The organism is Cellulomonas sp. KRMCY2 (assembly GCF_000526515.1).
In the GTDB taxonomy this organism is placed as follows: domain Bacteria; phylum Actinomycetota; class Actinomycetes; order Actinomycetales; family Cellulomonadaceae; genus Actinotalea.
Genome location: NZ_JAGF01000001.1, coordinates 1,182,677 through 1,200,525 on the forward strand (window position 1 = coordinate 1,182,677; position 17,849 = coordinate 1,200,525).

Sequence of the window (17,849 nt, forward strand, 5' to 3'; positions counted from 1 at the left end):
CGAGAGCGTCGGGCAAGAGCGTCGTGCCGGAGCGTCGTGCGACAGCCGAGCGACCGGGCGCCCTCCTGGAAAGGACGCCCGGCCGGGCCTCAGAGGCGCGCCGTGACCTGCACGACGGAGCCCGGTGGGGCATAGGGCACGGTGCTGCCCTCGATCTCGACGCCGTCGACGGTCAGCTTCGCCCGGGAGCCGTCGACCCCTGAGTTGACCACGGCGATCTCGTACGTCGCGCCACGGGCCACCCGGGTGACGGTGAACTCCGGCACCTCGGGCCCGATCTGCGGGTCGACGACCAGGCCGTCGTAGCCCGGCCGCACGCCCAGCAGGTGCTGGCTGACGGTCACGAAGTTCCAGGCGGCGGTGCCGGTGAGCCAGGAGTTCTTGGCCTCGCCGGGCCGCACGGCCTCCTTGCCGGCGATCATCTGGGCGTACACGTACGGCTCGAGCTTGTGGACGTCGCTCAGGTCCTCGCGGTACGCGGGGTTGATCCGCTTGTAGTAGTCGAAGGCCTTGCCGCCGCGCCCCAGGATCGTCTCGCCGATGATCACCCAGGGGTTGTTGTGGCAGAAGATGCCACCGTTCTCCTTGTAGCCCGGCGGGTAGGTGCTGACCTCGCCGAGCTCGATCCGGTAGGTCGTGTACGCCGGGTGCTGGAGCACCATGCCGTGGTCGGTCAGGAGCAGCTCCGCGACCGCGTCGAGCGCCTTGATCGCGGGCGCGTCCGTGTCGCGGGGCCCGGATCCCACGCCGATGCCGGCCATGACGGCCATCCCCTGCGGCTCGATCCAGATCTTGCCCTCGGCGGTCTCGTCGGTGCCGATCTTGTTCCCGAAGTAGTCGTAGGCGCGCAGGAACCAGCGGCCGTCCCAGCCGTCGCTCAGGACCGCAGCGCGCATCTCCTCGACGGCCGCGCGGGCACCGGCTGCGACGTCGGTCAGGCCACGCCGCGCGGCGAGCTCGGCGTACTCGGCCCCGTAGAGCACGAACTGCGCGGCGATGAAGACCGACTCCGCGACCCCGCCGGACTGGTTCTCGGTGGTCTGGAAGGACTCGCCCGGCTCGGTGGAGAAGCAGTTGAGGTTGAGGCAGTCGTTCCAGTCGGCGCGACCGATCAGCGGCAGGCCGTGCGGGCCGCGGTTCTCGAGCGTGAACTGGAACGAGCGGGTCAGGTGCTCGAACAGCGAGTCGGCGAGGGTCTCGTCGTTGTCGAACGGCACCTGCTCGTCGAGGATCCCGTCGTCGCCGGTCTCCTTGATGTAGGCCGCGACGCCGCCGATCAGCCACAGCGGGTCGTCGTTGAAGCCGGAGCCGACGTCGAGGTTCCCGCGCTTGGTCAGCGGCTGGTACTGGTGGTAGGCCGAGCCGTCCGGGAACTGGGTCGCGGCGATGTCGAGGATCCGCTCGCGGGCGCGTCCGGGGATCAGGTGCACGAAGCCCAGCAGGTCCTGGTTGGAGTCGCGGAAGCCCATCCCCCGGCCGATGCCGGTCTCGAAGAACGAGGCCGACCGGGACATGTTGAACGTGACCATGCACTGGTACTGGTTCCAGATGTTGACCATCCGGTCGAGCTTCTCGTCCGTCGATCGCACCGAGAACGTCGAGAGCAGGTCCGTCCAGTAGTGGCCCAGCGCCTCGAAGGCGGCGTCGGTCTGCTCGGTGGTCGCGAAGCGGGCGAGGAGCTCGTGCGCCTTGGTCTTGTTGATGACCTGGTGGGCGTCGTCGGCCCACTTCTCGTCCTGCGCGTTCTCGATGTAGCCGAGCACGAACGTGTAGGTCGCGGACGCACCGGGGGCGAGGTCGACGGCCAGCGCGTGCGAGGCGATCGGGTACCAGCCCGCCGCGACGGAGTTCGCGGCCCGGCCGGCGCGCGGCACGGCCGCCTCACCGAGGCCGTTGTACGCACCGACGAAGATGTCGCGGTCGGTGTCGAATCCGACGATCGGGGCGTTGACGCCGTACACGGCGTAGTGGTCGCGACGCTCGCGGTACTCGGTCTTGTGGTAGATCGCCGCACCGTCGGGGGCGTCGGTCTCGATCTCGACCTCACCGATCGACAGGTTGCGCTGGTAGTTCGTCTGGTCGTCCTGGGCGTTCCAGAGGCAGAACTCGGCGAACGAGAAGGCGGCCAGCGACTTGGCCGCGTCGGAGGTGTTGGTGATCGTGACCCGCTGCACCTCGGCGTTCTCGTCGACCGGCACGAAGTACAGCGACTCCACGCGCACGCCGCCACGCTCGCCGGTGATCCGGGTGTAGCCCAGGCCGTGGCGGGTCTCGAAGTGGTCGAGATCGGCCTTGACCGGCAGCCACGACGGGGTCCACACGTCGCCGCCGTCGTTGATGTAGAAGTACCGGCCACCGGCGTCGGCCGGGATGTTGTTGTAGCGGTACCGCGTCAGGCGCCGCATCTTCGCGTCGCGGAAGAACGAGTACCCACCGGCCTGGTGCGAGATCAGCGAGAAGAACTCCTGCGAGCCCAGGTAGTTGATCCACGGGTACGGCGTGTGCGGCGTCGTGATGACGTACTCACGGGTCTCGTCGTCGAAGTGCCCGTAACGCATGGGTAAGGCCTCTCGTGGAGTTCTGTCGGCTGGCGCGAGCAGGGGCAACCGTGCGAGAGCGCTCCCACCTGCCGTCCATGATAGCCACACGGACCGGCGTCGGAACAGGTTCGTTCGGCATCCGATGGGACCGGTTTCAGTCCCGGCGGAGCACGACCGTCCGGCGCGGGCAGCGCCGACCGGGTGACCTCCCGCCAGGGGAACGACACGCGAGGGGCCGACCACGGACGATGGTCATGCTTGCCCTGGCCGCGACCGTGACTAGCCTGCATCCAAGGGCCACTCCACCGAAGGAGATCCGTCATGGACATGGCAGCGACGCCAACCATTCGCAACGTGGCCCTGGTGGGCCACAGCGGTGCCGGCAAGACCACTCTCGCCGAGTCATTGCTGTACCGAGCCGGGGTCGTGCCCCGGCCTGGCCGGATCGAGGACGGGACCACCGTCTGCGACACCGAGCCGGAGGAGACCAAGCGCGGGATCTCGTTGTCCCCGGCAGTCGCCCCCTTTCATTGGCAGGCCTCGGACGGCCAGACGTACAAGATCAACCTGATCGACACCCCGGGATACGCCGACTTCGCCGGCGGCGTCGACGCCGCTCTGTCGGTCGCCGATCTCGCGGTGCTCGTCGTCAGCGCGGTCGACGGCGTCGAGGTGGGGACCGAGATCGTCTGGCAGCAGTGCGCCGACGCCGGGATCCCCCGGATGATCTTCGTGACCAAGGAGGACAAGCCGCGCGCCGACTTCCACCGGGTGCTCGAGCAGCTGCGCGCGGCGTTCGGTGCCGGCATCGTGCCGATCGAGCTGCCGATCGGCGAGGAGGAGGCGTTCCACGGCGTCGCCGACGTGCTCTCCGAGCAGGGACTCGCCTACGAGCCGGACGGCTCCCGCCGCGCCCAGCCGTTGCCGGACGACGTCGCGGCCGAGGAGCACCGGCTGCACGAGGAGATCGCCGAGGAGATCGTCTCGGGCGACGACGAGCAGCTCGAGAAGTACCTGTCCGGTGAGGTCCCCTCGGCCGCCGACCTCGAGCGGGCACTGGTGCACGAGGTCCGCGACTGCCAGGAGTTCCCGGTCCTGGTCGGCTCCGCGGTGACCGGCGTCGGCGTCGACCGGCTGGCCGACTACCTCTGCGAGATCGGGCCGTCACCGGCCGACCGCCCGATGACCGTCGTCATCGCCGACCCCAAGGGTGCCGGCGCCGAGATCTCCGTCGTCGCGGACCCGACGGGCGACACGCTGCTGCACGTCTTCCGCACCGTGGCCGACCCGTTCGTCGGTCAGGTCTCGGTCTTCAAGGTGCTGTCCGGGACGCTGCGGAACGAGGACCGCCTGACCAACTCGATGACCGGCACCGAGGAGCGCCTGCACGGCCTGTTCTACCTGCGCGGCAAGGAGCACCTGCTCACCGACCACGTCGTCGCCGGTGACATCGGTGCGATCGCCAAGCTCGCTGGTTCACCCACCGGCTCGTCGCTGTCCAAGCGGGGCACCCCGGCCAACGTGGCCGGTCCGGCACCTCGACCGACGCCCTTCGCCCTCGCGCTCAAGCCGGTGACCCAGTCCGACGACGACAAGCTCTCCTCGGCCTTGCAGCGGCTGGTCGGCGAGGACCCGACACTGCTCATCGACCGGTCCGGCGCCACCGGTCAGACGGTGCTGCGCGGGACCGGCGACACGCACCTCGCGGTGGCGCTCGAGCGGCTCGCCCGCAAGTTCGGCGTCAACGTCTCGACCGAGGACGTCAAGATCGCCTACCGCGAGACGATCGCCAAGCCGACCGAGGCCGAGGGCAAGCTCAAGAAGCAGTCGGGTGGCCACGGGCAGTACGCCGTCGCCAACCTGCGCGTGAGCCCGATGGGTCGCGGCGAGGGTAGTGTGTTCGTCGACTCGATCGTCGGCGGCTCGATCCCCCGCAACTACATCCCGGCCGTCGAGCGCGGGGTGCACGAGGCGATGGCCGCCGGTGGGCTGCACGGCTTCCCGGTCGTCGACGTACGGGTCGAGGCCTACGACGGCAAGTACCACTCGGTCGACTCCTCCGACATGGCCTTCCGGACCGCCGCGGCGCACGGCCTGCGCGAGGCGCTGGCCAAGGCCGGCACCGTCGTGCTCGAGCCGGTGTCGATGATCACGGTGACCGTGCCGAGCGCGCTGCAGGGCGACGTCATGGGCGACCTCTCCGCGCGGCGCGGGCGGATCGCCGGGACGTCGGTCCTCGACGCGAGCCGGCACCAGATCCAGGCGATGGTGCCCGAGGCCGAGATCCAGCGGTACGTGCTCGACCTGCGCTCGCTGACCGGCGGCCGCGGGACCTTCGAGGCCGTGCACGACCACTACGACGTGCTGCCACCGCACCTGGTGGACAAGCTCGGCGTGGACAAGCTCGGCTCGGCGGACCACCGATGACCGGGAGCACCCCCGGGACCTGAGCTGGTGCGGGTCGGCTGGTGCGGGTCGTGTGGCCCGCGGGGCCGGTGACCGGGCGCCGACGTGCTGCGGGCGCGCCCGACGAGCGTCGAGGCGCCGGCGTGGGAGCCTTGGTGCCCGTTCGCTTCTGAAGGAGAACCGTGCACGCACACGACCTGGCCGGCATCCAACGGTTCGCCGTCAAGCAGCGGCTGACCATGATGGTCAACCGCTACGAGATCCGGGCCCTCGGCCCGAACGGCGAGGAGGGGCCCGTCCTGGCGATGGCCCAGCAGAAGCGGATGGCCTTCAAGGAGCAGGTCACGTTCTACGCCGACGAGGCCCGCCAGGTCCCGGTGTTCTCGTTCAAGGCCCGCAAGGTGATGGACCTCGCCGCCACCTACGACGTGACGGACGCGACCGGCACCCCGATCGGCTCGTTCCGCAAGGACTTCGCCAAGTCGCTGCTGCGCTCGACCTGGCATCTCGACGCCGCGGGGGTCAGCGCCGTCGGCCAGGAGCGGAGCCTGGTCGTGGCGATCTTCCGGCGGCTGTCCGACGCCATCCCGCTGCCCTTCCACTTCGACTTCGTCGACCCGAACGGCCAGCCGGTGATGTCGTCCGAGCGGCAGTGGAGCCTGCGTGACCGGTACGTCGTCACCGTCCCCGGCGGACGGCTCGACGGGCGGGTCGCCGCGGCGATGGCCGTCGCGCTCGACGCCCTGCAGTCCCGGTAGCCCCCAGCGTCCGGCGGCCGGATCGGAGGGCGGGCGGGGCGGGGAGTTAGGGTTACCTTGGTGGGGCGCGAGGGCGCTGTCGTCGGCATCGGACGCCGACGGCGCCATGCCACGACCACCCCCGGACGGAGGGAGACCTGGTGACCACGACCCCGACTGCCCCGGCACCCGGCGTCGCGACGTCCCCGGTGCGCAAGGTGCCGCTGCCGCTGGTGGCGCGCACGCTGACGGTACGGCGCGTCGAGGACCTCTCGGACTCCCTGCGCCGCATCGTCCTGGCCGGCCCGGAGCTCGAGGGCTTCGCCTCGGACGGCCCGACCGACCACCTCAAGGTCTGCTTCCCCGCGGAGCCGGACGCTCGGCCCGTGCTGCCCACGCTCGTCGACGGCCGGTGGGCCGACGTCCCCGGCGTCGTGCAGCGCGACTACACCGTGCGCACCTTCGACCGGAGCGCCGGCGAGGTCGCCCTCGAGATGGTGTCCGGTGAGCACGGTCCGGCCGCACGGTGGGCCGCGCAGGCCCGGCCGGGTCAGGAACTCGGGCTGCTCGGCCCTCGCAGCTCCAAGATCGTGCCGCTCGACCGCGACTGGTACCTGCTCGCCGCGGACGAGGCAGGCGTGCCCGGCCTGCGGAACTGGCTCGACCGGATCCCGGCGACGGCCCGCGTCCAGGCGTTCATCGAGGTCGGCGGCCCGACCGACGAGCCGCCGCTGCCGGACCACCCCCGGCTCGAGGTGACCTGGCTGCACCGCGGCGACGCAGCCGCCGGCAGCACGACCCTCCTGCCCGACGCCGTCGCGGCCGCCACGTTCGGCACCGAGCTCGGCGCGGGCTGGGTCTGGGCCGGCGGCGAGGCCTCGGCCGTCCGCGCGATCCGTCGGCACCTGGGTGTCGAGCGTGGACTGGACCGGGGCTCGTTCGCGATGACCGGGTACTGGCGGCTCGGCGTCGCGGCGTTCGACCACCACTCGCCGGAGGCGTAGCCGCGATGCGCAAGACCACCCGGTGGGAGGCCAAGACCCAGGCCGACCCGCAGCACTCGCACTGGTACGTCGAGCGGTTCCGCCGGATGACGGCCGACGGCGCCGACCTGGCCGGCGAGGCGCGGATGGTCGACGCGATGCTCCCGCGCGGCGGACGCGTCCTCGACGCCGGGTGCGGACCGGGCCGGGTGGGTTCGGAGCTCGCGACCCGCGGGCACACCGTGGTGGGGGTCGACGTCGACCCGGTCCTGATCGACGCCGCGCTGGCCGACCACCCTGGACCGACGTGGCTCGTCGGCGACCTGGCCGAGCTCGATCTGCCGGCCCGGGGCGTGGCCGAGCCGTTCGACGTCGTGCTGTGCGCGGGCAACGTGCTGACCTTCGTCGCCGACGGGACCGAGGTCGAGGTGCTGCGCCGACTCGGAAGGCACACCCGGCCCGACGGGCGGGTCGTCGTGGGCTTCGGTACCGACCGCGGGTACGCCGTCGACGACTTCCTCGCCGATGCCGCGTCGGCCGGGCTGCGGCTCGACGCCACCTTCGCCACCTGGGACCTGCGACCGTTCGGCCCGTCGGCGGGGTTCGTCGTCGCGGTGCTCAGCCGGGCGGACGCCGCGCAGGACTGAGTCGGTCCACCACTCCGGCACCCGCAGCGCCCACCGCGTACGCGACGAGGTCAGGGGCCGCGAACGTCGTGCCGAGCACGTACCGCAGCGGCGACCACTGCGCGACGAGGAGCGCCGGGACGCCGGTCAGCTGCGCGACCTCGACCGCCGCACACGCGCCGAAGGCCAGGGCAGCGACCAGCCACCAGCGGGCCCTCGGCGCACAGCACGCGAGCACCAGGTAGACCAGCGCCGCGTACATCGCGTCACCGGCCGGGTCGGCGAGCGCACCCGGGAGTCCGACCACGCGCGTGGCCACGGCGAGGCCGACGGCCACCACCACGACCGCCGCGGCCACCAGCCGGGCCCGACGTGCCGTGATCGACCCGCGCGACGTGATCGACATGCTCGACATGACCCCACGCTAGGCGGGTCGCCGGAGCCGACCGCACGCCGAGGGCGGTGGTCACGCGCAGGTCCGAAGGAGATCCTGTGCGCGGCACACCACCGCCGGCGACTGCCGGGCCGGCTCGGTCGGCTCGAGGCGGCTCGGTTCAGCTCGCCGGCGCGGGCGTCACGACGGTGAAGCCCGCCGCCAGCACCGAGACCGAGATCGACGTCCCGCTCGCGGTCGTCTCCCGGCACAACGTGCCCCGGCTGTCGTAGGTCCGCACGACGACGTCGCCACCGGCGGGCAGCACGAGCGTCGCCACCTCGGGCCGTGAGCCGGCGTTGCGGAGCAGCGCCGTGCTTCCGTCCGGGCCGTCCAGCACGAGGCGGGACACCCGCGGCATGAGCAGCAGGTCGTCGACCTGCGCCGGGACCGTGGGCCGTCCGCGGACGGTCACGCTCAGCGCCGTGGCGCCGGCCGGCAGCTCGCGCCGCAGGGTGACCGGCTTGAGCGCACCGGGGGCGTCGGTCACGCCCTGGTCACCGCCGGAGCCGGAGTCCACCTGCCCCAGCGACGTGCGACCGCTCGCCCAGTCGAGCCGGGCGGAGTGGCGGTCGGGCACCAGGTTGACGACCGGCTGGACGAATCGGGGCTGGTCGGCCGCGGGCACCGTCCATGAGGCGCGCGCGCCGGTGGACAGCTCGAGCAGGGTCCCGCTCCACAGCGACTCACCGGTCCACGCCGAGGTCGGCGTCACCACGAGTGCGCCGCCGGCCACGGTCGCCGTCTCGGCCTCGATCACCTGCACGCCGTCCTGGGTGACCAGGGACGTGGCGGACTGCGCCAGCGCCGCGATCTCGGGACGTGCGTCGAGCGCGAGCATCGAGAGCAGGCCGTGGATGGTCGACTCGGCACCGGAGTTCTGGTTGACGACACCGTCGCCGTTGAGACCGTCGAAGGTGCGTCCGGTCGCGGGGTCGTACATCGGGGTGCCGGCCCGGTTCGCACCGAAGTACCAGGACGCGGCGATCCCGGCGAGCTGGTCGAGGCCAGGCCGATCGGTCGCGTCGGCCACGGCCACCAGGGACTGCACCCGTGAGTCGACGCCGTAGGCGATCTGTGTCAGGTCGGACGGGGTGGGCAGCCACCCGTTGATCGGACCGGTCGCGGTGAGCAGGTAGGGCGTGAACACGGCCGCATCCTTGACCGCGGCGCGCAGCAGGGCGGGACTGTCGACGACCTGTGAGGCCCGGGCCAGCCCGGCGGCCATCTGCGATCCCCAGCCGTGCCACATCGACTGCGAGTGGGTCCAGGGCAGGACGGCTCCGTACGGCCAGCTCGACGCATCGCCGGCGGACATCGCGGCGATGCCTTCGGCGTACCGGGTCAGGTCGGTCCGGGCGCGATCGGTCCGGGGTGCCGCGGGAGCGGCCCCGACGTAGGCGGCGAGGCCGATGACGGCCTCCGCCGTGGCGTCGGCGCCGTCGACGATCAGCCAGCCGGGCACGCGAGCGCCGTCGGCGACGTCCCACTGCCCGTACCGGCTCAGCGAGTCCCGCTCGAGCGCCGTCAGCGACAGGTCCAGACGGTCGTCCAGGAAGCCGGCGAACTCCGGGTCGACCTCGGCGAAGGCCGCATAGCCCTCACCGAGCGCCCACACCGTGCGAGCCAGCCAGTACGACTCCTCGGAGTCGCTGGGGTCGGGCAGCTCGACCGGCTCGGCGCTGGGGTTGAGCGAACCGTCCGGCTGCATCCACAGGACGACGTTGCCGGCGTCCTCGCCGGTCGCGGTCTGCATGTAGGTCAGGGCGCGCAGCAGCTGGTAGGCGTGGTCGCGGCTGGCGGCGTCGTCGGTGAGCTGCCAGTGCCGCAGGTACACCACGGCGGCCCGGCTCAGGTCGTCGGCGTTGAAGGCGCCCTGGCCCCAGGTGTTCGTCCCGGCGTCGTACGCCCCGCCGCCGACCCGCTCGTAGACCCCGCCGTCGCGGCGATCGGCGTAGGTCCACAGCACGCCGAGGTCGGGCTCCTCAGCGAGCCGGTAGGTCGTGTGGCCGGCCTGCTCCGCCGGTGTGACGGTGTCACCGAGGAAGTCCAGGTGGGCCAGGTTCGTCAGCGGGTCCGGCGTCACGCTCGCATCGGTGGCTGCCCCCTGCGCGGTCACCGGCGCAGGCGCCGCGACGGCCGGGATCGCCGCCAGGGCGGGAATCGTCAGAGCCACAGCGAGTCCCAGGGAGGCGTACGTCCATCGTGAAGACCCTCGTCGTACGGTCATCTTCGACCTTCCACGTCAAGATCAGACCCCTGTGCACCGATGCGCACCCGCGGTGGTCCGTAGGCATAGCCCTGGGTCGAGGGTGCGCCCCCCACCTCCGAGCCGCGACCGGAGGGACATGTCGGTCGGCGCCCTTGCGCCCGGCCCTACGCTCGGCTCATGGCGAGGCACTTCGACGTCCACCCCCAGAACCCCCAGCCGCGCGCGATCACGCAGGTCGTGGCGATGCTGCGGGACGACGACGCCCTGATCGCCTACCCCACCGACTCGGGCTACGCGTTCGGCTGCCGCCTGGACAGCCACACCGGTGCCGACCGCATCCGCTGGATCCGGCACCTGGACGACCGGCACCACTTCACCCTGGTGTGCGCGGACTTCGCCCAGCTGGGCCAGTTCGTGCTCCTGGACAACGCCGAGTTCCGCGCGATCAAGGCGAGCACCCCGGGCCCGTACACGTTCATCCTCAAGGCCACCAAGGAGGTGCCGCGACGGCTGGCCCACCCGAAGAAGAAGACCGTCGGCGTGCGCATCCCGAACCACCCGGTGGCGATCGCCCTGGTCCGCGAGCTGGGTGAGCCTCTGCTGTCCAGCACCCTGGTGCTGCCCGGGCTCGACGAGCCGCTCACGGAGGGCTGGCAGATCAAGGAGCACCTCGACCACCAGATCGACGCCGTGGTCGACGCCGGTGACTGCGGCTCGGAGCAGACGACGGTGGTGGACTGGTCGGACGGCTACCCCGAGGTGGTCCGGGTCGGCGCGGGCGACCCGAGCCGCTTCGAGTAGGTGGCGGCCGTCACCCCGCCGTGAGGGTGCCCAGGCTCGTCGCGCCCGTCGGGTCGCTGTCCAGGCTGAGCCCGCCGACGGTCGAGCCGGTGACCGTCCCGCCGAGGAGCACCTCGTAGGTCTGGCCGGACACGACGTCCGGCGTGGACAGGACGAGCGTCTCGAAGGCCTTGCTCGACTCGAACGCGGCGAGCTCGTCGCCGGCCGACGAGACGATGTGCACGACGGTGCCGGCCGGCTCGGATGCGCCGAAGCCGATCGCCAGGGTCGCCTGGGCCGAGGACGCGTCGGGGGTCTCGGCCATGCCGGCGCTGCCCGCGGCCAGCAGCACGCCGCCGGAGATCAGGAACTCGCCGTTGACGTCGATCGCACCGTTCCCGTTGCCGGTCGGGCCGCTGACCACGACCGTGCCGCCGGTCATCGCGACACTGCCGTTGGAGTCCAGGCCGTCGCCGTCGGCGTCGATCACGACGGTGCCGCCGCTGATGGTCAGCTCGAGCCCGGCCGACGCCGCGAACTGGTCACCACCGCCGGGGCCGCCGTCTGCGCCCATCCCCTCCTGGCCGGACCCGTCGACGCCACCGGCCACGTTGAGGCCGTCGTCGCTCGCGGTGATGTCGATGTCGCCGCCGTCGATCGTGATGACGGCGCTCTCGAGCCCTTCGTAGGACTCGGTGACGGCCACCGACCCGCCCGCGACGGTCAGCGTGGCGTCGGCGTGCACGCCGTCGTCCCCGGTGGCCAGCGTGAGGTCGCCGCCGGTGATGATCGCGTCCGTGACGGCGTCGATGCCGTCGACGCCCGCCGTGATCGCCAGCGTGCCGGCCGCGACCGAGACGTAGCCCATCGTGGCGTCCTCCTCGTTGTCCGACTTCAGGCCGTCACCGCCGGCCGTCACCGTGATGTCGCCGTCGTCGATCACGAGGTAGTCCTTGCCGCGGATGCCGTCGTCGACCGCGTCGACGGTGATCGTGCCCGAGGCGATGACCAGGCCGTCCTTGCTGGCGATGCCGTCGTTGGCGTTCCCCTCGACGGTCAGTGCGCCGGTGCCGGTGATGGTCAGGTCGGCCGTGGAGAAGAGCGCGGCGTTGGGCTCGTCGGTCTCGGCGTCGGGGTACACGTACGTGGCCGCGTCGCTCAGGTGGTTCTGCGAGCCGTCGGCCAGCACGACGACGACCTCGTCGGCGTCGGTCACCACGAGCGGGGCGCTGGTCGAGCTGGTGATGTCGACACCGTCCAGGATCAGTCGCACGATGCCGTCGGCGCCCGAGGTGACGAGCACCTGGCCGTCGTCGAGCGTGCCCGACAGGCGGTAGGTGCCCGGGGCGCCGATCGTGACGGTGCTGCCCTCGATGCCGACCGCGACCATGCTCTCGCTCGTCGCGGAGTCGCCGTCGAGCGTGATGTCGACGACGTCCGCCTCGTCCCACTCGTGGTCGGCGGGGTCGTCGTGGTCCGGTGCGTTCTCGGCTGTCGCCGCGACGGTCGCCGTGGAGCCGGCCGTGGCCTCGTCCGTGGTGGTGTCGGCGGCCGTGGAGGTCTGCACGGTCTGGCTGCCGGACGTCGTGCCCGCGTCGGCCGAGGTGGTGGTGCCGCAGGCGGTGAGCATCGCCAGGGCGACGGCCATCGGGAGGGCGGCGGTGCGGGTCGAGCGGAGGCGCAAGGTCATCGGGGGCTCCAGGGTCGGTGTCGTTGACCCCATGAGTACGGGGCCGGGCTGGGGGGCTGCCGTGAACCTGCTGTGCGGCGACTGTGCGACGACCGGCCGCCTCCGTTGCGCGGGGGCGTAACGTTTCGGCAGGATCGTCGACGGCGTCGTCCGACCGGACAGCGCAGCGCCGGGACGAGGGCCCTGGGGAACGAGGTGGTCGGCGATGATCGAGCTGCCGGAGGCCGTGACACTGGCCGGGCAGATCCAGCGGGTGCTCACCGGGCGCCGCATCGACGAGGTCGAGGTCAACCACACGCCGCACGGGATGACCGGGTTCCACGGCGACCCGGCCGCCTACCCGGCGCTGCTGACGGGCCGCCACGTGACGCGGGCGACGTCGTGGGGCGGGCTGGTCGAGATCACCGCCGACGACCAACGGATCGTGCTGGGCGACGGCGCCACCCCGCGCCTGTACGCGCAGGGCGAGGCGCTGCCGGCCAAGCACCAGCTGCGCCTGACCCTCGACGACGGCGCATCCCTGGTGGTGGGCGTCCAGATGTACGGCGGCATCCAGGTGTTCGCCGACAGCCAGGACGACAACCCGTACTACCGGGTCGCCGTGGCCGCACCGTCGCCGCTGACCGAGGCGTTCGACGCCGTGTACTTCGACCAGCTGATCGCCGGACCGGCGGTGCGCACGCACTCGGCGAAGGCCCTGCTCGCGACCGAGCAACGCATCCCCGGCCTCGGCAACGGCACGCTCCAGGACATCCTGTGGAACGCGCAGATCCTGCCGACGCGCCCGGTCGGCTCCCTGTCCGACGACGAGGTGGCGGCCCTGTTCGACTCGGTTCGCGGGACGCTCGCCGCGATGACCACCGACGGCGGCCGGGACACCGAGCGCGACCTGTTCGGCGAGCCGGGCGGGTACGCGGCGGTCATGGGACGGCGCACCCTTGAGCTGCCCTGCCCGCGGTGCCGTGGCGTCGTGGTCAAGCGGGCCTATCTCGGCGGAGCCGTCTACTTCTGCCCCGGCTGCCAGCGGTAGCCGGTTCCGGTTCCGGTCCCGGTCCCGCCACGGCGCGGCCCGGGACGGTGGGGAATGCGCCACCGTCGCTCGCGGTTCGCACGGACATGCCTCTGACCGGTGAGTACGCCCCGAGCACGACCGCCCACGCGCGCAAGCAGGTCGAGGACTTCGAGCGGTCGGACGGCGCCAAGGCGAACACGATGCGCGGTGTCCCGATCATCGTCCTGACGTCGGTCGGGGCGAAGAGCGGCAAGCTCCGCAAGACGCCCCTGATGCGCGTCGAGCACGACGGCCGGTACGCCGTCGTCGCCTCGCTGGGTGGCGCCCCCCAGCACCCCGTCTGGTACCACAACCTGGTCGCCCACCCGCATGTCGAGCTGCAGGACGGCGCCGTCAAGCGGGACTACCTCGCCCGGGAGCTCACCGGCGCCGAGCGCGACGCCTGGTGGGGGCGCGCCGTCGCCGTCTGGCCGGACTACGAGAGCTACCAGAAGAAGACCGAACGGCTCATCCCGCTGTTCGAGCTCACGCCGATCGAGGGCTGAGCGCGACCGTCCGTACGCCGCCGGCGCTACCGTTCGCCCTCGCCGGGGCGCCCGTCCACCGGCGCGGCGTCCTGCGGGGAGTAGCCCAGCAACCGCCGCGTCTGCCCGAGGCCCCAGATCTGTCGCGGGTTGTCCGAGGTGCCGACCACGACCGCCCAGGGCACGTCGGTCGCGTCGATGCAGCGCGCGAACAGCCGGCAGCAGTCCTGGTGGCTGAGCCACTTGGCGCGCATCCGCGGGTATCGCTCGTCGGCCGACAGCCGGGCCGACCGGCCGCGGCCCGGCACGTCCGACCGCGGGTCGTCGTCGGCCAGCACGGTGCCGAGCCGCACGCAGATCACGCGCAGACCGTGCGCGTCGGCGTAGTAGCGACCCAGGGCCTCGCCGAAGATCTTGCCGACCGCGTAGAGCGAGTCGGGGCGCAGGTCGGTGTCGTCCAGCACGCGCGGGTCGTCGAGGTCGTACAGCGACGACCCGGCCTCCTCCTCCGCCCCACCGAGCACGTGGCCGGACGACGCCAGCACGACGCTCCGGACCCCTGCCACGCGCGCGGCCTCCATGACGTTACGCGTGCCCACGATGCTGCTGGCGAGCACATCCGGCCAGCCGGCGTCGAGGCTCGCAGCGTTGGCCAGGTGCACGACCGTGTCGATGCCGCCGAACGCCGCGACGAGCGCGTCGAGGTCCTCGATGTCCGCCACGACGCTCGGGTGGTCCTGGGGTGAGCGGGTCAGGGCGACGATGTCGTGGGTGGCCGCGAGCCCGCGCCGTAGCACCGACCCGACCAGGCCCTCGGCGCCCGTGATGAGAACCCGCCTGCGCGCCCCACCGGCGAGCAGGTCGTGCTCCTCCCGGACGTAGGGGTCGTCCGGTCGCTCCGCCAGGAGCACACGCTGCATCGCCAGGGCTTCCGCGTCGCGGCCGAGGGACCGCAGGCACCGGGCGATCGCCCATCGGGCGAGCTGCTCCTGCTCGACAGTGCCCACCTCGACCGCGGCCGCACGCGCGAGCTCGAGCTGCTCGAGGGCCGGCTCCAGGTCGCCCGCGTCGTGCAGGTGCCAGCCGAGGTTGTTGTGAAGTGCGACCAGCCACCGCCGGGTCTCGGGGTCGGTCGAGGTGCCGGCGATCGCGAGCGCCCGCTCGGTCCACGCGCGGGCGCGCTCCGGCTCGGCGAGGGCGAGCATGTGCAGGGCGTCGACCGCCAGGTGCTCCTGGCCCGGCAGGACCGCTGCCGCATCGAGGGCTGCCTGGAAGTGCAGGACCGCCGCCGCGGGGTCGCCCGCCGAGTTCCGCAGTCGGCCGCGTTCGAGCAGCACGCGCACCTGCACGACGTCGGCCGGTGCGGCGAGCGAATCGTCGGCGGGCGCGGCGAGCGCGGCGTCGGCCGGTGCGGCGAACGCGTCGAGCACAGCCTCGGCCTCGGCGAACCTCCCCTGCAGCCCGAGGGCGCGAGCCTGCTGGGTGGCCAGCTCGGCGCGGTGCCCTGGTGGGCGGGTCAGGTCGGCGGCTGCGTCGGCGAAACGCCGCGCGGATGCGACCGGATCGTCGACGTCCCACAGGTCGCGGATCGCCACGGGGGCACACGGTGCGTCGGCTGCCGGATCGCTCACGCGGGGATCGTCGCACCTGCCGGCCAGGGCGTCGACCTGCGGCGCCGGTCGGCCGGCAGGCGGAACCGTCACGAGATCTCCGCACCGATCGCCGTACGGCTGCGGGCAGCGGCTCCTACCGTCGAAGGCAGGACCGCTGCTGCCACCGGAGGAGATCGCATGACACCCGATCCGCAGGACGTCCGACTGCCGTCGCGCCTCGAGGCGTCGTCAGCGCCGCTGTCGCGATTCGACCGGGTGTTCCTGGGCCTGGCCTACGGCGCCGTCGTCCCGGTCGTCGGCTTCCTCGCGGGCTGGTGGCTCAGCGTCCCGGTCGTGCCGGAACGGTGGGTGTTCGCCGTCGGTGTGGCTGGTCTGGTGCTGGGGCTCGCGATCGACGTGCCGCTGCACCGGTGGTGGGTCCGGCGGGGGTACGGCCTCGACGGCCTCGCGCTGGTCGCCCTGTGCGGCTTCTACACGGTGCTCGCCCTCGGCTTCTTCATGGGCGTGCCCGTCCCGATCCTGGCGGTCGGCGTGGCGGTCGGGGTCTTCGCCGCGCGTGGCGGCGCTGACGTCCGCTCGGCGGCCCGGGTCACCGCCGCGTGGATGGCGCTGGCCTGCGTCGCCTCGGCGTCGTTCGCGCTGGCCAGCCCGTCGACCCCGGACGACCTCGAGGGCATGCTCGCCCTGCCGTTCACCGTGACGGTGCCGATGATCGTCGCCCTGATCTGCGTCGGCGGCGTCGCTCTGGTCGCGGCCCAGTACTGGCTGACGACGGCGACGGCACGCTGGTGGACGCGACTCGACAGTGCGGCGCCGAGAACCGTCCATCTGACGGGCTGACCCCCTTTCCTCTCGACAATCTGCTCAACGCGGTGCCTCCGTTTTGATCAGCGGATGACCTACAATCTGCTCAGTGGACGGCCTACAATTTGATCAGCAGATCGCCTACGATCTGCTCAACGCACGGCCGTCGAGGAGCCCGAGCATGGAGTACCGCCCCCGGCTGGTCGACGCCGAGCTGACTCGCCTGCTCGCTGCGGTCGGCGCTGTCGTCATCGAGGGTCCGAGAGCCTGCGGCAAGACGGAGACCGCTCGTCGCGTCGCGGCGAGCGAGCTCCGCGTCGACACCGACGCGCGTGTCGCCCCGGCGATGGCCGTGGACCCCTCACTGCTGCTCGACGGACGGCCCCCGCAGCTCCTTGACGAGTGGCAGGTCCAGCCGGAGCTGTGGAACCACGTACGACGGGCCGTGGACGACCGCCATCAGCCGGGCCAGTTCATCCTGACCGGCTCCGCCACTCCCGACGACGACGCACGACGGCACTCCGGGGCAGGCCGCTTTGCCCGGATCCGCATGCGTCCGATGTCGCTCTTCGAGACCGGGCACTCCACCGGTGCGCTCCGCCTCGGCGACCTGCTCGCCGGGAATCGGGTGGCGGCTTCGGGCCCGGACCTCGCTCTCGCAGACATCATCGAGCGGCTGCTCATCGGCGGCTGGCCGGGCCTGCAGGGTGCCGCGCCCGCAGAGGCCACCCGCGTTCTCCGGGACTACCTCACCACGATCCGCGAGGTCGACATCGATCGCGTCGTCAGAGGGCGGCGGGATCCGCGACGGGTGGGGCGCGTGATCGCCTCCCTGGCCCGGAACACCGCGACCGAGGCGTCCCTGGCCACACTGACCCGGGACAGCGGCCAGGACGGCGAGCCGCTCGCTCGCAACACGGTCGACGAGTACCTCGACGTGCTCCAGCGCCTCATGGTCGTCGAGGACCAGCCGGCCTGGTCGACGCACCTGCGCTCGTCGGCGACCCTGCGCAAGACCCCGAAGCGTCACTTCGTCGACCCGTCGCTGGCAGCCGCGGCGCTCGGCGCGACCTCAGAACGGCTGCTCGCCGACCTCAACAGCCTCGGCCTGCTCTTCGAGTCGCTCGTCGTGCGGGACCTGCGTGTCTACGCACAGGCCCACGGGGGCGAGGTCCTGCACTACCGCGACAGCACCGGCCTCGAGGTCGACGCCATCGTCTCGACCGACGACGGTCGCTGGGGGGCCGCCGAGGTCAAGCTCGGGGCGGGACAGATCGAGGATGCGGCCCGGAACCTTCTGCGGTTCCGAGATCGCATCGACACGAGCAGGTCCGGTACCCCGGCCTTCCTGGCTGTGATCACGCCCTCGGGTCTTGGCTACACCCGACCGGACGGTGTCAGCGTGGTCCCGCTCGGGGCCCTCGGTCCCTAGGGCCAAGCGGACTGGTCCGCTCGCACCAGACGGCCGGCACCCCACGGTCCGCACAGA

The 17,849-nt window shown here is 72.2% G+C and carries 14 protein-coding genes; 9 read left to right on the forward strand and 5 right to left on the reverse strand.

The features are described from left to right. Positions 1-89: 89 nt before the first annotated feature. Positions 90-2,558 carry a GH36-type glycosyl hydrolase domain-containing protein gene (locus tag K415_RS0105730; protein ID WP_024286131.1) on the reverse strand — a complete coding sequence of 823 codons (2,469 nt, stop codon included), beginning with the start codon at positions 2,556-2,558 and terminating at the stop codon, positions 90-92. A 303-nt stretch (positions 2,559-2,861) separates the two neighbouring features. On the opposite strand from K415_RS0105730, the gene K415_RS0105735 reads away from it, so the two are divergent. From K415_RS0105735 to K415_RS0105750, 4 genes are all read left to right on the forward strand, one after another. Next, entirely contained in the window at positions 2,862-4,967 is a 2,106-nt protein-coding gene (locus tag K415_RS0105735) for an elongation factor G (RefSeq protein ID WP_024286132.1), read from the forward strand. A 161-nt stretch (positions 4,968-5,128) separates the two neighbouring features. Next, entirely contained in the window at positions 5,129-5,704 is a 576-nt protein-coding gene (locus tag K415_RS0105740) for a hypothetical protein (protein ID WP_024286133.1), read from the forward strand. A gap of 140 nt (positions 5,705-5,844) precedes the next feature. Then, positions 5,845-6,687: a siderophore-interacting protein gene (locus K415_RS0105745; protein WP_024286134.1), complete on the forward strand. Its 843-nt coding sequence runs from the start codon at positions 5,845-5,847 to the stop codon at positions 6,685-6,687. Positions 6,688-6,692: 5 nt separating this feature from the next. Further along, positions 6,693-7,313: a bifunctional 2-polyprenyl-6-hydroxyphenol methylase/3-demethylubiquinol 3-O-methyltransferase UbiG gene (locus K415_RS0105750; protein WP_024286135.1), complete on the forward strand. Its 621-nt coding sequence runs from the start codon at positions 6,693-6,695 to the stop codon at positions 7,311-7,313. On the opposite strand, the gene K415_RS0105755 is transcribed toward K415_RS0105750, so the two are convergent. Both K415_RS0105755 and K415_RS0105760 read right to left on the reverse strand, forming a co-directional pair. Further along, positions 7,285-7,707, reverse strand: a complete 423-nt coding sequence (locus K415_RS0105755) for a DUF2809 domain-containing protein (RefSeq protein WP_051480413.1) — start codon at positions 7,705-7,707, stop codon at positions 7,285-7,287. The two genes, K415_RS0105750 and K415_RS0105755, sit on opposite strands and share 29 nt — an antisense overlap. 139 nt (positions 7,708-7,846) lie before the next feature. After that, positions 7,847-9,901, reverse strand: a complete 2,055-nt coding sequence (locus K415_RS0105760) for a hypothetical protein (protein WP_231494834.1) — start codon at positions 9,899-9,901, stop codon at positions 7,847-7,849. Positions 9,902-10,114: 213 nt separating this feature from the next. On the opposite strand from K415_RS0105760, the gene K415_RS0105765 reads away from it, so the two are divergent. Next, positions 10,115-10,738 (forward strand): L-threonylcarbamoyladenylate synthase, encoded by a 624-nt coding sequence (locus K415_RS0105765; RefSeq protein WP_024286138.1) that lies wholly within the window; start codon positions 10,115-10,117, stop codon positions 10,736-10,738. Between the two features lie 10 nt (positions 10,739-10,748). On the opposite strand, the gene K415_RS0105770 is transcribed toward K415_RS0105765, so the two are convergent. Further along, complete coding sequence (locus K415_RS0105770; RefSeq protein WP_081784901.1) at positions 10,749-12,407, reverse strand: carbohydrate-binding domain-containing protein; 1,659 nt, start codon at positions 12,405-12,407, stop codon at positions 10,749-10,751. 205 nt (positions 12,408-12,612) lie between these two features. Between K415_RS0105770 and K415_RS0105775 the strand changes: the two genes are divergently transcribed. Both K415_RS0105775 and K415_RS0105780 read left to right on the forward strand, forming a co-directional pair. Then, a complete protein-coding gene (locus K415_RS0105775; protein ID WP_024286140.1) occupies positions 12,613-13,437 on the forward strand; it encodes a DNA-formamidopyrimidine glycosylase family protein in 825 nt (274 codons plus the stop codon). Positions 13,438-13,523: 86 nt separating this feature from the next. Then, a complete protein-coding gene (locus K415_RS0105780; protein ID WP_024286141.1) occupies positions 13,524-13,964 on the forward strand; it encodes a nitroreductase family deazaflavin-dependent oxidoreductase in 441 nt (146 codons plus the stop codon). Between the two features lie 26 nt (positions 13,965-13,990). Here K415_RS0105780 and K415_RS22545 read toward each other — a convergent pair whose 3' ends face one another. After that, positions 13,991-15,574, reverse strand: a complete 1,584-nt coding sequence (locus tag K415_RS22545; RefSeq protein WP_051480415.1) for an NAD(P)-dependent oxidoreductase — start codon at positions 15,572-15,574, stop codon at positions 13,991-13,993. 159 nt (positions 15,575-15,733) lie between these two features. On the opposite strand from K415_RS22545, the gene K415_RS0105795 reads away from it, so the two are divergent. Both K415_RS0105795 and K415_RS0105800 read left to right on the forward strand, forming a co-directional pair. Beyond that, complete coding sequence (locus tag K415_RS0105795) at positions 15,734-16,396, forward strand: hypothetical protein (RefSeq protein ID WP_024286142.1); 663 nt, start codon at positions 15,734-15,736, stop codon at positions 16,394-16,396. A 145-nt stretch (positions 16,397-16,541) separates the two neighbouring features. Then, positions 16,542-17,792: an ATP-binding protein gene (locus K415_RS0105800; RefSeq protein WP_024286143.1), complete on the forward strand. Its 1,251-nt coding sequence runs from the start codon at positions 16,542-16,544 to the stop codon at positions 17,790-17,792. Positions 17,793-17,849: the final 57 nt, after the last annotated feature.

What these genes read in the sequence shown, in the direction of transcription:
- K415_RS0105780 (WP_024286141.1), top strand. Translation starts at nt 13,524, where the DNA reads ATGCCTCTGACCGGTGAGTACGCCCCGAGCACGACCGCCCACGCGCGC.
- K415_RS0105800 (WP_024286143.1), top strand. Translation starts at nt 16,542, where the DNA reads ATGGAGTACCGCCCCCGGCTGGTCGACGCCGAGCTGACTCGCCTGCTC.
- K415_RS0105775 (WP_024286140.1), top strand. Translation starts at nt 12,613, where the DNA reads ATGATCGAGCTGCCGGAGGCCGTGACACTGGCCGGGCAGATCCAGCGG.
- K415_RS0105730 (WP_024286131.1), bottom strand. Translation starts at nt 2,558, where the DNA reads ATGCGTTACGGGCACTTCGACGACGAGACCCGTGAGTACGTCATCACG.
- K415_RS0105770 (WP_081784901.1), bottom strand. Translation starts at nt 12,407, where the DNA reads ATGACCTTGCGCCTCCGCTCGACCCGCACCGCCGCCCTCCCGATGGCC.
- K415_RS0105795 (WP_024286142.1), top strand. Translation starts at nt 15,734, where the DNA reads ATGACACCCGATCCGCAGGACGTCCGACTGCCGTCGCGCCTCGAGGCG.
- K415_RS0105755 (WP_051480413.1), bottom strand. Translation starts at nt 7,707, where the DNA reads ATGTCGAGCATGTCGATCACGTCGCGCGGGTCGATCACGGCACGTCGG.
- K415_RS0105765 (WP_024286138.1), top strand. Translation starts at nt 10,115, where the DNA reads ATGGCGAGGCACTTCGACGTCCACCCCCAGAACCCCCAGCCGCGCGCG.
- K415_RS0105735 (WP_024286132.1), top strand. Translation starts at nt 2,862, where the DNA reads ATGGACATGGCAGCGACGCCAACCATTCGCAACGTGGCCCTGGTGGGC.
- K415_RS0105750 (WP_024286135.1), top strand. Translation starts at nt 6,693, where the DNA reads ATGCGCAAGACCACCCGGTGGGAGGCCAAGACCCAGGCCGACCCGCAG.